The organism is Eubacterium sp. F2 (assembly GCF_046244355.1).
Lineage (GTDB): Bacteria > Bacillota > Clostridia > Peptostreptococcales > Anaerovoracaceae > Aminicella.
In genome coordinates this window covers 601,148-617,070 of the sequence record NZ_CP176393.1, presented here as the reverse complement: position 1 = coordinate 617,070, position 15,923 = coordinate 601,148, and the positions used below count along the sequence as shown (strand labels likewise).

The 15,923-nt window shown below is 49.5% G+C and carries 8 protein-coding genes; all 8 read left to right on the top strand.

The window, feature by feature from the left end; genetic code table 11:
* Positions 1 to 20: 20 nt before the first annotated feature.
* Positions 21 to 3,725, top strand: a complete 3,705-nt coding sequence (locus ACI77B_RS02505) for a DNA-directed RNA polymerase subunit beta (RefSeq protein WP_409337219.1) — start codon at positions 21 to 23, stop codon at positions 3,723 to 3,725.
* A gap of 38 nt (positions 3,726 to 3,763) precedes the next feature.
* A complete protein-coding gene (gene rpoC, locus ACI77B_RS02500) occupies positions 3,764 to 7,600 on the top strand; it encodes a DNA-directed RNA polymerase subunit beta' (RefSeq protein WP_409337686.1) in 3,837 nt (1,278 codons plus the stop codon).
* A gap of 423 nt (positions 7,601 to 8,023) precedes the next feature.
* A complete protein-coding gene (locus ACI77B_RS02495; protein ID WP_409337218.1) occupies positions 8,024 to 8,755 on the top strand; it encodes a hypothetical protein in 732 nt (243 codons plus the stop codon).
* Between the two features lie 23 nt (positions 8,756 to 8,778).
* Entirely contained in the window at positions 8,779 to 10,962 is a 2,184-nt protein-coding gene (locus tag ACI77B_RS02490; protein WP_409337217.1) for an InlB B-repeat-containing protein, read from the top strand.
* Positions 10,963 to 11,292: 330 nt separating this feature from the next.
* Positions 11,293 to 11,709: a 30S ribosomal protein S12 gene (gene rpsL, locus ACI77B_RS02485; protein WP_178264305.1), complete on the top strand. Its 417-nt coding sequence runs from the start codon at positions 11,293 to 11,295 to the stop codon at positions 11,707 to 11,709.
* A 300-nt stretch (positions 11,710 to 12,009) separates the two neighbouring features.
* A complete protein-coding gene (gene rpsG, locus ACI77B_RS02480) occupies positions 12,010 to 12,480 on the top strand; it encodes a 30S ribosomal protein S7 (protein ID WP_178264306.1) in 471 nt (156 codons plus the stop codon).
* A 33-nt stretch (positions 12,481 to 12,513) separates the two neighbouring features.
* Positions 12,514 to 14,583 (top strand): elongation factor G, encoded by a 2,070-nt coding sequence (gene fusA, locus ACI77B_RS02475; RefSeq protein WP_409337216.1) that lies wholly within the window; start codon positions 12,514 to 12,516, stop codon positions 14,581 to 14,583.
* A gap of 67 nt (positions 14,584 to 14,650) precedes the next feature.
* The gene (gene tuf / locus ACI77B_RS02470) at positions 14,651 to 15,844 is read left to right on the top strand and encodes an elongation factor Tu (RefSeq protein WP_409337215.1); all 1,194 of its coding nucleotides are present in this window, start codon (positions 14,651 to 14,653) and stop codon (positions 15,842 to 15,844) included.
* Positions 15,845 to 15,923: the final 79 nt, after the last annotated feature.

The following is a 15,923-nucleotide window of genomic DNA, read 5'->3' as shown; positions in this document are numbered from 1 at the left end:
GATTGTAAGGAGTGATAGTAATGCCAAAGCCAATTAAAGTTGGTAGAAAAACACGTATGTCATTCGGAAAAATCAAAGAAGTCTTGCCTATGCCAAACCTGGTGGACATTCAGACAAAGTCCTACGAATGGTTCCTCAAGGAAGGGCTTCAGGAGGTTTTTGAAGACATTTCGCCGATCAGCGACTATGCCGGCAAACTCAGCCTGGACTTCATTGATTACTCTCTGAACGATCCTCCGAAATATGACCAGGAGGAGTGTAAGGAGAGAGACGTGACATATGCAGCTCCGCTGAAAGTCAAGGTCCGCCTCGTAAACAGGGAGACGGGCGAAGTCAAGGAACAGGAAGTGTTCATGGGTGATTTCCCTCTGATGACAGAGCGCGGAACATTCATTTATAACGGTGCTGAACGTGTTATCGTTACACAGCTCGTACGTTCACCGGGACCATACTACAGTGTAGAGACAGATAAGTCCAACCAGAAGCTGTACGCTTCCCAGATCATCCCGAACAGAGGTGCCTGGATCGAGTATGACACAGACTCTAACGGAATTATCTACGTTCGTGTTGACCGTACCAGAAAGCAGCCGCTGACCATCCTGCTCCGTGCGCTTGGAATCGGCAGCAATGAGGAGATCCTCAGCATTTTCGGCGCGGATGAGCGTCTGATGAAGACCTTCGAGAAGGACACGACGACGGACACAGAGAGCGCTCTGAAGGAACTGTATAAAAAGCTCCGTCCGGGTGAGCCGCCGACAGTGGAGAGCGCAAGATCTCTTCTGAATTCACTCTTTTACGATTCGAAAAGATACGATCTTTCTCATGTAGGAAGATATAAATATAATAAGAAGCTTGGTATTCACGACAGACTGGAAAACGCGGTTGCCGCACAGGATGTAATTGACCCGAACACGGGAGAGATTCTGGTCTCCAGCGGAGACACCATCTCCAGAGAAATGGCGATGACCATTGAAGATGCCGGTGTCGACTTTGTTATGGTTGTCGGAAAGACCGATGATACCATCCGTACAAAGGTCATCGGAAACCGTTTCGTTGATATTAACAAGTATCTCGAGGGCAGAGACATTGATCTGACTGACCTGAAGATGCAGGATAAGGTTTACTATCCGGTCCTGAAGGAAATCCTGAAGGAGGATCTGGATGATCAGGAACTGAAGAACCGCATCCGTGAGAGAAAGGATGAGCTTTCTCCTAAGCACATCATCCTTGCCGATGTCATCGCTTCTGTCAGCTACATTCTGAACCTGAACTACGGAATCGGAAGCACAGACGACATCGACCATCTGGGAAACAGAAGACTGCGTACGGTCGGCGAACTGCTGCAGAACCAGTTCCGTATCGGACTGGCAAGAATGGAGCGTGTTGTCAGAGAGAGAATGTCCATTCAGGATATCGATGTAACGACACCGCAGGCCCTGATCAATATCCGTCCGGTAACGGCAGCAATCAAGGAGTTCTTCGGAAGTTCCCAGCTGTCTCAGTTCATGGCCCAGAACAACCCGCTGTCTGAGCTGACACACAGAAGAAGACTGTCAGCCCTGGGACCTGGCGGACTGTCCAGAGAGCGTGCAGGACTGGAAGTACGAGACATTCACCATTCTCATTATGGAAGAATGTGCCCGATTGAGACCCCAGAAGGCCCGAACATCGGTCTGATCGGATCTCTGACCATTTATGGAGTAGTCAATAAGTATGGATTCATCGAGACTCCGTACCGTATTGTAGATAAAGAGCACGGCAGAGTAACGGATGAAGTCCGCTATGTCACTGCCGATGAAGAAGAGCGGCTGATCATCGCCAACGCCAACGAGCCGCTGGACGATGACGGATATTTCATCAATGATGAAGTTGCCGGACGTGGTGTCGGCGGAGAAATTTCCCTGTTCAAGAAAACATCCGTGGATATGATGGATGTATCTCCGAAGCAGGTTGTATCCGTCGCTTCTGCGATGATTCCTTTCCTGGAAAACGACGACGCGAACCGTGCGCTGATGGGATCCAACATGCAGCGTCAGGCGGTTCCGCTGATGGTTACGGAAGCACCGTATATCGGAACAGGAATGGAGTACAAGGCAGCGAGAGATTCCGGAGCCGTCATTCTGGCAAAGCATTCCGGAACTGTTGAATTCGTTGATGCGGATAACATTGTTATCGCAAGAGATGATGCCAAGGGCCAGGATGAGTACACGATGCTGAAGTTCAAGCGTTCCAACCAGGGAGCCTGCATCAACCAGCGTCCGATCGTAAGCCACGGCGAGCATATTGAAGAAGGAGAAGTCATTGCAGACGGACCTTCCACCAATATGGGAGAAATTTCCCTCGGAAAGAATCTGCTGGTAGGATTCATGACCTGGGAAGGATACAACTACGAGGACGCGGTTATCCTGAACGAGAAACTGATCATGAATGATGTCCTGACATCTATTCATATCGTAGAATATGAGTCCGAAGCGAGAGATACCAAGCTCGGACCGGAAGAAATTACCAGAGATATTCCGAACGTCGGCGATGACGCTCTGAAGGATCTGGACGAGGAAGGAATTATCCGTGTCGGCGCAGAAGTCGATTCTACGGATATTCTGGTAGGAAAAGTCACACCGAAGGGTGAAAATGACCTGAGCGCAGAAGAGCGACTGCTCCGCGCCATCTTCGGTGAGAAGGCAAGAGAAGTCAGAGATACTTCCCTGCGTGTTCCTCATGGTGAACACGGAATCGTCGTACAGGTTCGTGTCTTCACAAGAGCGAACGGCGATGAACTGCCGCCTGGAGTAACCAAGCTTGTTCGTGTATATATCGCGTCCAAGAGAAAGATTCAGGTTGGAGACAAGATGTCCGGACGTCACGGAAACAAGGGTGTTGTTTCCAGAATTCTGCCGGAAGAGGATATGCCGTTCCTGGAAGACGGAACACCGCTGCAGATCATGCTGAATCCGCTGGGTGTACCGTCCCGAATGAATGTAGGACAGGTCCTGGAAGTTCATCTGGGTCTCGCTGCGAAGAAGCAGAACTGGTATGTTGCCACTCCGGTATTTGATGGTGCCAAGGAGAGCGACATCAGAGAGCTGCTCGTAAAGAGCGGATATCCGGAAAACGGAAAACTGCGTCTGCGTGACGGAAGAACTGGTGAGTACTTTGCAAATCCGGTAACGGTCGGATACATGTACATGCTGAAACTGCATCACATGGTTGATGATAAGATCCATGCGAGAAGTACGGGTCCGTACTCCCTGGTAACGCAGCAGCCGCTGGGCGGAAAAGCACAGTTCGGAGGCCAGCGTTTCGGAGAGATGGAGGTATGGGCACTGGAAGCATACGGTGCTGCATATACACTTCAGGAAATCCTGACCGTCAAGTCAGATGATATCGTTGGACGTGTCAAGACATACGAAGCAATCGTCAAAGGCCAGAATATCCCTGAACCGGGTATTCCGGAGTCTTTCAAGGTTCTGATCAAGGAACTGCAGAGTCTGGCTCTGGATGTCCGTGTACTGGACGATAATGGAGAGGAAATCGAACTGAAAGAACAGATCGATGACGATACTCCGAGCGGATATGAGAGTGTCATCCGCATGAACTCAAGAGAGAGCGAAAGCGGACTGATGCATCATGGATTCAGCGAGGAAAAAACGGACGCCGGGAATAATGCAGATACGGCGGACACAGAGGCTCATGCTGATGCAGAACCGTCAGATGACGAGCAGTAGGAAAGGAGAGTACATCTGTGGCTGAAAATAGCGGATACATTGAATCGAATAATTTTGACTCCCTTCAGATCAGACTGGCATCTACGGACAAGATCCTGGAGTGGTCTCACGGAGAAGTAACAAAGCCGGAAACAATCAATTACAGAACTCTCAAACCGGAAAAAGATGGCCTTTTCTGCGAAAGGATTTTCGGACCGATTAAGGACTGGGAGTGCCACTGCGGAAAGTACAAGCGCATCAGATACAAGGGAATTGTCTGCGACCGCTGCGGTGTAGAGGTCACAAAAGCGAAAGTAAGAAGAGAGAGAATGGGACATATCAAGCTGGCTGCGCCAGTGTCCCATATCTGGTACTTCAAGGGAATTCCATCCAGAATGGGTCTGATTCTGGACATCACCCCGAGAAACCTGGAACGTGTTCTGTACTTTGCGGCATACGTTGTCCTGGATCCGGGCGATGAGAGCCAGACCGGTCTGGTTGAAAAGCAGATCATCTCCGAGCAGCAGTACCGTGACCTGAAAGACGCGGGCATGAAGTTCCGCGCCGGCATGGGAGCGGAGGCCATCCGTGAGCTGCTGGAAAAAATCGATCTGGATGACCTGTCAAAGAAGCTGCGTGCTGAGCTGAGCACAGCATCCGGTCAGAAAAAGGTCAAGATCATCAGAAGACTGGAAGTCGTAGAGGCCCTGCGTCTTTCCGGAAACCGCCCAGAGTGGATGGTTCTGGAAGTCGTTCCGGTAATTCCGCCAGACCTGCGCCCGATGGTACAGCTCGACGGAGGACGTTTCGCAACGTCTGACCTGAATGATCTCTACAGAAGAGTCATCAACAGAAACAACCGTCTGAAGCGTCTGCTTGAACTCGGCGCTCCGGACATCATCGTCAGAAACGAGAAGAGAATGCTGCAGGAAGCAGTTGACTCTCTGATTGATAACGGCAGAAGAGGAAAGCCTGTAACAGGACCTGGCGGACGTGCGCTGAAGTCACTGTCCGACCTGCTGAAAGGAAAACAGGGACGTTTCAGACAGAACCTGCTCGGAAAGCGTGTCGACTATTCCGGACGTTCCGTAATCGTCGTAGGACCAGAGCTGAAATTCTACCAGTGCGGAGTTCCTAAGACAATGGCGCTGGAACTGTTCAAGCCTTTCATCATGAAAGAGCTGAATGAGAAGAACTACGCAACCAACATTAAGAATGCGAAAAAGATGGTCGAGAAGGGCGATCCGAAAGTCTGGGATGTCCTCGAAGACGTCATCAAGGAGCATCCGGTTATGCTGAACCGTGCCCCGACGCTGCACAGACTGGGAATTCAGGCGTTTGAGCCAGTTCTGGTTGAAGGAAAGGCCATCAAGCTCCATCCGCTGGTCTGCACACCATTCAACGCGGACTTCGACGGAGACCAGATGGCGATCCACGTACCGCTGACCGCTGAAGCACAGGCAGAGGCGAGATTCCTGATGTTGTCTGTCAACAACATTCTGGCACCGAAGGACGGATCTCCGATTACGACGCCGACCCAGGATATGATCCTTGGTGCGTACTATTTGACCTATCCTGGAGATGCGACAAAAACTGTCCGCGACGAGGACGGCAAGGAGCATATCGAGTACTCTCTCGACGAGTTCAACGATCCGGAAAAGGCAAAGTACAACCGTGACAACGGATTCAAGAGAGTACAGGAAAAGGGAGACGGAAAGGTCTTCACCGACCTGAACGAGATGATCATGGCCTTCCAGAACCACGTTGTGGACATTCACGCCAAGGTCAAGGTCAGAATGTATAAAGATGATAAGGATACCAGAGGCGCTCTGGTTGAATCCACCGTCGGAAGATTCCTGTACAACAGAGGAATTCCGCAGGATCTGGGATTCATCGACCGCTCCAAGGATCCATACTCCCTGGAAGTTGACTTCCTGTGCGGAAAGAAACAGCTGGGAGCAATCATCGACAAATGCTTCCGTGCACATGAGAATACCGGCACTGTCCTGATGCTTGACTACATCAAGGCAATGGGATATAAATATTCTACGCTGGCTGCGATTACCATCGGTATCGACGACATGAAGATTCCGGATAATAAGTGGGAAATCGTCAATGCTGCGCAGAAGGAAGTTGATAAATACGAGAAGGCTTACAGACGCGGACTTATGTCCAACTCTGAGCGCTGGGATAAGCAGGAAGCCATCTGGAACAAGGCGACAGACGATGTTGCTGACGCCCTGATGGATTCTCTGGCACCGAACAACAACCTGAATATCATGGCGACATCCGGTGCGCGAGGCAGTAAGAACCAGATTCGTCAGATCGGCGGAATGCGTGGACTGATGGGTACAGCTACCGGTAAAACCGTAGAAATTCCTATCAAGGCGAACTTCCGTGAAGGTCTGTCCATCCTGGAGTACTTCATTTCCTCCAACGGAGCGAGAAAGGGACTGGCCGACACCGCGCTGCGTACAGCCGACTCTGGTTATCTGACCAGACGTCTGGTTGATGTCTCCCATAATATGATCGTCCGCGAGATGGACTGCGGAACAACCGACGGCGTTGTCGTCCGCGCCTTCATTGACGGTAAGGAAGTTCTGGAGACCCTGTTCGACCGTATCGCCGGAAGAACAGCGGCAGAGGACGTCAAGCATCCGCAGACCGGAGAGATCATCGTTCACCGTAACGAAGAAATTTCCGATGAGCAGGCACACGAGATCGAGGATTCCGGAATCAAGGAAGTCAAGATCAGATCCGTCATGACCTGCAAGAGCAAGAGCGGAGTCTGCGCAAAATGCTATGGCAGAAACCTGGCGACCCGTCATGAGGTTAACATCGGAGAGGCTGTCGGAATCATCGCCGCACAGTCCATCGGAGAGCCTGGTACTCAGCTGACCATGAGAACCTTCCACTCCGGCGGAGTTGCCGGAAGCGACATCACTCAGGGTCTTCCGAGAGTAGAGGAGCTGTTCGAGGCACGTAAGCCTAAGGGACTTGCCGAGATCTGCGAGGCAGACGGAGTCGTTCGCGAGATCAACCCGAGAACGGACAATAAGTCTGAGATCATCGTTGACTGTGACGAGCCGGATGAGAAGGGCGAACTCGAGAAAAAATACATCGTTCCTTACGGCGCGAGAATCGTCGTCAAGGTTGGCGACCGTGTACAGGCCGGACACAACCTGACTGCAGGACCTCTGAATCCGCATGACATTTACAAATACTGCGGCGTCGAGGGCGTTTACGACTACCTGCTCCGTGAGTGCCAGCGCGTATACAGGAACCAGGGTGTAGATATCAACGATAAGCACATCGAGATCATCGTCAGCCAGATGCTTTCCAAGTACCGTGTAGAGGATCCGGGCGACACCGACCTCCTGCCGGGCAGCATGTACAGCATCAGCGAGATCGAAGAAGCGAACGCTAATACAGAACATCCTGCTGAATATAAGAGAATGCTTCTGGGAATCACCAAGGCATCCCTGGCAACCAACTCCTTCCTGTCTGCCGCATCCTTCCAGGAGACAACCCGTGTCCTGACCGATGCCGCAATCAAGGGAAAGACCGACCATCTGGAAGGCCTGAAGGAGAATGTAATCATCGGAAAACTCATCCCGGCCGGAACCGGAATGCGCAGATACCGCGACATTCAGGTCGACTACGGAGAGAACACCAATTACATGAATTCCTTCAATAAGAGCGGAGGCGCCTCCGAGAAGGCGGATCGTTCTTCTGAGAAGGGCGATAAGGTCCGTGAATTCCATGTCGATACAACCTTTGATTCCGTGGCAAGCGGAGAACCGGCAGAAGGTGCAGATGCTCCGGAAACAGCAGCCGCTTCGTCCGAGCCGGCCGCGGCAGAGACGCACGAGGAATCCGGAAGCGAGCAGGAGTAATTCGCCGCTGAAATAAGGAGAAACAGCCATCCGTTTTCCCTTCCATATGAATAAACAGACCGCGCAGCAGGCAGTTCGTGGATTTCCATGAGCTGCAGGCTGCGCGTTTTTTACTTTCAGAGGCGGATGCATCCCCATTCGACAAAAAACAGGCGCAAGGAGTGACTCTTAATTTTTGTTAATAATGGTTGAATTTATACTGACTTCGTAATACTATTGTATATAGAACGTACGGATTTCCGTACGTGAGCTAATTTTAATAAGATCATCATGAACTGGCCTTCCTCCAGAAACGGCTGAATTTCAGGCAAATTGGGGGGGGCCGTTTTATATCTTGAATCAGATTTCTTCAATCGGCAGAAATTATTACTGCGATGGAAGGCAGGACGTGACGCATCTGAATGTTTCAGAAAGGAGTATGTTATGTCTTCAGTAAGACGCAAGCCGGCAAGGGTGCTGCTGTGCCTGGTGCTGGCCCTGTCCGTTGCAGCGGTATTTCTGCTGTCTTCTTCCGCGGTGTTTGCGCAGACAAATTCAGATCCAGCGGAGAAAATCACAGGAACTTTTAAAACCTCGGGTATTTTAAATGAACGGAGGTTAACAGGAACTATCAAAGTTAACCCGAGCGCAATTACCTATAGCAAAGAAAATAATCAGATCAGCTTAAATGTAGACGCCACAGATTTATTTAATGAGGCAGATAAAGAATATCAGGATCATTATAAGCACGATCTTTTCTCCAGCTACTATACGCACATTGTCATGTATGGTGAGAACAGCGGCTTTCCGGTATTTACGTATACGGTTAAGTTCCCGGAGGGAGTAACTGTTGATGATAATAAGGTTACTTATTCAGTAAAAAGTACTTCAACAATTAGTAATATTACAGTTAAAAATGATAATAAGAATACCCTAACCTTCACTTTCTACTTAGGCAGCTGGTGGGATTACGCTGAGTTTTTCACACATGTTGAGAATGAACTGAAAGACGGTAGGCAAGCGCATCCGATCCAGGTTACGATTCCTGTTTCCGGCAGTTTAACAAGTGGAAGCGTTACGGGAAGCGGATCTTGCAAGTTATATAAGAATGGAAAACATCCGGTAGCGGATCCAATCGTTAATATTACTTCCCCAGATACCACTTGGACATTTTAATTAAAGGCAGGCGAAGAATTAAAATGAAGAATGTAATGAAGAAAATCGGAATTCTTGGTCTGTCTGCAGCAATGGCGGCGGCCATGATGCTTCCAGTATTTGCTGCTGATGATAGTAACAATACTGGGGATTCCGCCTCGTCTGTTGATGCAAAGGTTGCAGAGACCATACAGAATGATTACTGGGCAGACCTCACAGCGCGTACAATTGATGGTCAGAATGTTGCTGCTCCATCTGATCTTCCGACTACAATGGTTAACGAACCCTTTAATCAAGCTTTGGATCGCGTAAGTTATCAGTTGCATGCAAACGGAATCGATGAGAATCCGAACGCAATGGATACATGGCGTTCAGCCTGGTGGGATTCAGTGACAATTACTGACGATCAAGGAAACACGCACAATTTTGGATATGATGCTGGATATTCAAAAGAAAGGCAATATTTTCAGGCTGTTACGAAAGGTATAGCACCTCAGGGAGCAAATGACCAATTGAAACAAGCTGTTAATGATTTGAATAAGGCGTATTTAAATCTGGATCCAGAAGCTGGCAACTATTCCTCGCTGAATGAAAATGAAATGGATGACAAGACAAAGGCTCTTCAGGTAAATGGAGATCTTAGGCGTATCGATAAAAATGAAGATGCCTGTGCGCCGGGAGACACGAATATCGGGCTGAATTTCTCCGTCAATGCACCATGGTTTGCGCGGTATATGAATACGTGGATATTTGAAGGTATATCATACTCCATGTCTCCACAACCATTTTTTACGATAAATGCGAATACGTCCTCAGATGAAGAGATGGTATTCACCTTGGATATTCCTAAAGGAGTTGAAGCAAGTAAAATATCTGCTAATAATATCACACTTCATGACCCGTCCGGGATCCTTAAGGTTAAAGAGGTAAGGTACAATCCGCTTAGAGAAAGTGAGCAGACAGAAAATAAGACAGGTAAGTTAGTCATAAAGGTTGGCGTAGACAGTGCAAAGTCACAAAATTTGTCGGAATATCGTAAAGCTCTGAATGACGCGGTAAATAAAAATGACGGATCTGTCAGCATCGATATTATGGGATTAGATATTGCGAAAGATGCGGCAGAAGGTGTCAAACATATCCGTGGAACGGTTTCTGGTTTTAGTGATCTGGCTGTACAGATGAATCCAACCATGTTTCCAGAAGGGACGTATTTCCGTAATTTCTTCTATTTTGCGGGACAGCAGAGCAGTGCTGGCGCGGATAATCTTGCAGGAGACTTTGGAAAAGATAAACCAAAACAGATTTCCTACAGTTTCAAGGTCAGCAACCCGACCCCGTATGTCCCGTCCACGCCGACGGAGCCGCAGCAGCCGCAGAAGCATGAGGTCACGATCCATGAGGATAACCCGACCACGGATAAGCCGGAGACAACCACCAAGATCACTGTGGATGACCAGGGCAAGGTAGAGAAGCCGGCTCAGGATCCGGTTCGCCCGGGATATACGTTCGACGGGTGGTATTCCGATCCGGAATGCACGATTCCGTTCGACTTCAGCAAGCCGGTTACCGGAGACATCCACATCTACGCAAAGTGGAACAAGAATGTAAAGCCGCAGACGGCTAAGAAGGTAACAGGAATTCTGCTGCCGAAAGCCATTGCAAATGGAAGCAGCCGCCAGACGGTTACCTGGACGCCGCTGACCAATGTGGACGGATACTACGTCTATGAAGCAAACTGCAACACACCGAAGAAGACCTATCACTTCAAGAAGGTGGCAGATGTGAAGGCTTCCGCGCCGAGAGTGTATAAGCAGTCCGGACTGAAGAAGGGCGTGGCGTATAAGTATTATGTCGCGGCATACCAGATTAAGAATGGAAAGAAAAAGGTCGTAAAGAAGAGCCTGTCCGTTCATTCGATTGCCGGAAACCTCATGAGAAAACGCGTAAGCTACACCAACGTAAAGAAGGTCAGTGTAAATAAGAACGCTGTCACTCTGAAGGTTGGAAAGACTTACCGCATTCAGCCGTCGGTAAAGGGCGTTTACTCGAACTGCGCGATTCTGCAGAAGGGTCACGCGGCAATGTTCCGTTACGTTTACATCAAGGACGGAAAGAACATCAGCGTTTCCAGCACAGGAATCGTAAAGGCTAAGAGGGCCGGAAAGTGCAATGTTTATGTTCTGGGCACCAACGGCGTCAGAGCCAAGGTTGCCGTAACGGTAAAGTAAAGGCGTTTTTACGCCGCGGAACCGGAAACGGTTCTGCAAGAGATTGAGATAATCAAGAAGGAGATTTTCCACATTCAGCAGGAAGGCGAATGCGGAGAGTCTCCTTTTTTCGTAGTTTCCAAATTTTTCCTTGTGAATTGATTTTTGTCAGTTGCAAAAAGAAAATGCTTGTGATACACTTATGATTGGTTCAGTCTCGATGACTCTGAAGTACGCTTCAGAGTCGCTTTGACTGTCTGGACAGATCAGAGAAATGTAAATTCGCTGTGCGGAGGCGCATGAATCTGTATCCGGTCCCATATACCAAATTACTCAGGAAAGGAGAAAATAATGCCTACAATTAACCAGTTAGTACGTCAGGGCAGACACAGTTCCGTCAAGAAGTCTGGTGCACCGGCTCTCGGTAAGGGAATGAATTCCCTGAAGCGTGAGTTCACAGACAACAACTCACCACAGAAGAGAGGCGTCTGCACGTCAGTAAAGACGGTTACACCTAAGAAGCCGAATTCCGCTCTTAGAAAAGTTGCCAGAGTACGTCTTACGAACGGCATTGAGGTTTCAGCCTACATCCCTGGAATCGGCCACAACCTGCAGGAGCACAGCGTGGTACTGATCAGAGGCGGAAGAGTTAAGGACCTCCCTGGTGTAAGATACCACATCATCAGAGGAACTCTCGATACTGCCGGTGTAGCTGACAGAAACAAGGCTCGTTCTAAGTACGGCGTCAAGAGACCTAAGAAAAAGTAAGAAATCTATTTCGAGTAATCGGGATTGTTGTGCTCGGAATATATAGGCATTATTTGCAATATATTGAGCACCGCGGCACCGCGTCCGCTAACGCGGGAACCGGTGTCGAGTACCCCCGTCAGACTGGGCAGTCACATTTTATTTTATTGCCGGGCTGTTCAGAGTAATCCTCTATGCTGAGCGTAAGCTCTCCGATAAAGGGTGAAGAGAAGAAGTGCAATATGAAGCTGTAATTGTACAGCGGACCTCTTGGACAGTCGGATTTTGTCCGGGAGAAACGCAGATAAGGGAGGAAGAGAAGTGCCAAGGAAAGGTAAAACACCAAAGCGTGAAGTGCTTCCAGATCCAGTTTATGGCAATGTCGTAGTTTCCAAGCTGATCAACAGCATCATGCTCGACGGAAAGAAGAGCACCGCTCAGAAGATCGTTTACGGCGCATTTGATCAGATCAAGGAGCAGACAGGCGAGGAGCCGCTGGAAGTATTTGAGAAGGCTATGAACAACATCATGCCTGTACTTGAAGTTAAGGCTAGAAGAGTCGGTGGTGCGAACTATCAGGTTCCTGTAGAGGTAAGACCTGCAAGAAGACAGACACTGGCTCTGAGATGGCTCACGATGTTCACAAGAGCAAGAGGCGAGAGAACTATGGCAGAGAGACTGGCTAAGGAACTCATCGATGCTTCTAACAACACCGGAGCAACCGTAAAGAGAAAAGAAGATACTCATAAGATGGCAGAGGCAAACAAGGCGTTTGCTCACTTCAGATGGTAGTAGTTTCCTAGGGAAACGCAGAATGGAGGAAAAATGGCTGGTAGAGAATTTCCGTTAGAGAAAACCAGAAACATTGGAATCATGGCTCATATCGATGCCGGAAAGACTACTGTCACAGAGCGTATCCTCTTCTATACTGGTAAAACTCATAAGATCGGAGAAACTCACGATGGAGCTTCTCAGATGGACTGGATGGAAGAAGAGCGTGAGCGTGGAATCACAATCACTTCTGCGGCGACTACTGCTCATTGGAAGGGCAACCGTATCAACATCATCGATACGCCGGGACACGTAGACTTTACTGTAGAGGTTGAGCGTTCCCTGCGTGTACTGGATGGAGCTGTTACGGTTCTGGCTGCCAAGGGCGGAGTTGAGCCGCAGTCTGAGACTGTATGGAGACAGGCTGAGAAGTACAATGTACCGAGAATGGTCTTCGTTAATAAGATGGACGTTCTGGGTGCGGACTTCTACCGCGTCATCGATCAGATCAAGGAAAGACTTCAGGCTAACCCGGTAGCTGTACAGCTGCCGATCGGCGCTGAGGACAGCTTCCGTGGAATCATCGACCTGATTACCATGAAGGCTGAAATTTATGAGGATAAGCTTGGTACCAAGATCGACGAGGAGAAAATCCCGGACGATATGATGGACGAGGCTAAGGAATGGCACGACAAGATGCTCGAGCAGGTCGCTGAGTGTGACGAGGACCTCATGATGAAGTATCTGGAAGGCGAAGAGCTGACAGAGAAGGAGATCAAGGACACAATCAGAAAGCAGACTATTGCTAACGAGATGGTTCCTGTAATGTGCGGTTCCGCTTATAAGAATAAGGGTGTTCAGCCGCTGCTGGACGGCATCATTGATTACATGCCGTCTCCACTGGATGTACCGCCGATCAAGGGTGTAAACCCGGATACAGAGGAAGAGGAAGAGAGACCGTCTGATGACAAGGCTCCGTTCGCTGCTCTGGCATTCAAGATCATGACGGACCCATATGTTGGTAAGCTGGCATTCTTCAGAGTTTACTCCGGTACTCTGGAATCTGGTTCCTATGTTTACAACGCTAACAAGGGACAGAAGGAAAGAATCGGAAGAATCCTTCAGATGCATGCGAACAAGCGTAAGGAAATCGATAAAGTTTACGCCGGAGATATCGCTGCAGCTGTAGGTCTTAAGAATACAACAACAGGTGATACACTGTGTGACGAGGGTCATGAGATTCTGCTCGAGTCCATGGAATTCCCGGATCCGGTTATCGAGGTTGCGATCGAGCCGAGAACAAAGGCTGGTCAGGAAAAGATGGGTATCGCGCTGGCAAAGCTGGCAGAAGAGGACCCGACGTTCAGAACTTACACGAACGAGGACACTGGTCAGACCATCATCGCAGGAATGGGAGAACTCCATCTGGAGATCATCATCGACCGTCTGCTGCGTGAGTTCAAGGTTGAGGCGAATGTCGGAAAGCCGCAGGTTTCCTACAAGGAGACAATTACAAAGCCGGTCGACGTCGATCACAAGTATGCAAAGCAGTCCGGTGGTCATGGTCAGTATGGTCATGTAAAGATCAAGGTTTATCCGAGAGAGCCGGGTGAAGGATACGAATTTAAGAACTCCATCGTCGGAGGAGCTATTCCGAAGGAATACTTCAACGCGATTCAGGAAGGTATTCAGGAAGCTATGCAGAACGGACCGGTTGCCGGATATCCGGTTGTTGATGTCGGCGTAGATCTGTACGATGGATCTTATCACGAGGTCGACTCCTCTGAGATGGCATTTAAGGTTGCCGCTTCTATGGCATTCCGCGAGGCTGCACAGAAGGCAGATCCTGTTCTGCTCGAGCCTATCTTCAAGGTTGAGGTTACGGTTCCTGATGAATACATGGGAGACGTTATCGGAGACCTGTCCGGAAGAAGAGGCCGTATCGAGGGATCTGAGATGGATAAGGGCGCTGTTGAGATCAGAGCGATGGTACCGCTGTCTGAGATGTTCGGATATGCGACAGACCTGCGTTCCAGAACTCAGGGCCGTGGAACTTATGTAATGCAGTTCGACCACTTTGAGAAGCTGCCTGCATCACTGACAGAGAAAGTCATTAATAAATAGTTTAGCCTGATGTATTTTTGCCGCGGCATGCATGCGTGTGTGCTGCGGCCGTAAGGAGGATATAGAAATGGCAAAGCAGAAATATGAAAGAACCAAGCCGCATATCAACATCGGAACAATCGGACATGTTGACCACGGCAAAACAACACTGACAGCTGCGATCACAACAGTACTGCACCAGAGATACGGACTGGGCGAGGACGTTGCGTTCAACCAGATCGACAAGGCACCGGAAGAGAGAGAAAGAGGAATCACAATTTCTTCCGCGCACGTAGAGTATGAGACACCGAACAGACACTACGCACATGTAGACTGCCCGGGACATGCTGACTATGTAAAGAACATGATCACAGGAGCAGCTCAGATGGACGGAGCAATCCTGGTAGTAGCAGCAACAGACGGACCGATGCCGCAGACCAGAGAGCACATTCTGCTGGCAAGACAGGTAGGAGTACCGTACATCATCGTATTCCTGAACAAGTGCGACATGGTAGACGACGAGGAGCTGCTTGACCTGGTAGAGATGGAAGTAAGAGAGCTGCTGAGCGAGTATGACTTCCCAGGCGATGACACACCGATCATCAGAGGATCCGCACTGAAGGCACTGGAAGATCCAGCAGGCCCGTGGGGAGACAAGATCGTAGAGCTGATGGAAGCAGTAGATTCTTACATTCCGGAGCCAAAGAGAGATAACGACAAGCCGTTCCTGATGCCAATCGAGGACATCTTCTCCATCACAGGACGTGGAACAGTAGCCACAGGCCGAGTAGAGAGAGGAGAGGTCAAGGTCGGAGACGAAGTCGAGATCGTAGGACTGAAGGAAGAGAAGCAGAAGACGGTAGTAACCGGAGTAGAGATGTTCAGAAAGACACTGGACTACGCAGAGACCGGAGACAACATCGGAGCACTGCTGAGAGGAATTCAGAGAGACGAGATCGAAAGAGGACAGGTACTGGCAGCACCGGGAACTGTACATCCGCATACGAAGTTCAAGGGCCAGGTATACGTACTGAAGAAGGAAGAGGGCGGACGTCACACACCGTTCTTCAACGGATACAGACCGCAGTTCTATTTCAGAACAACAGACGTAACCGGAGACCTGCAGCTGCCGGAAGGCACAGAGATGTGCATGCCGGGAGACAACGTAACAATGGAGATCGACCTGATCACACCGGTTGCGATGGAAGAAGGACTGAGATTCGCTATTCGTGAAGGCGGAAGAACAGTAGGATCCGGAGTTGTAACAGAGATCATCGAGTAATTGAGGCTCTGAGACGACCATAGATTGAAAATCATGAGAGCTGTGCTTTCAGCAGAGATGCTGGGAGCGCGGCTCTTTT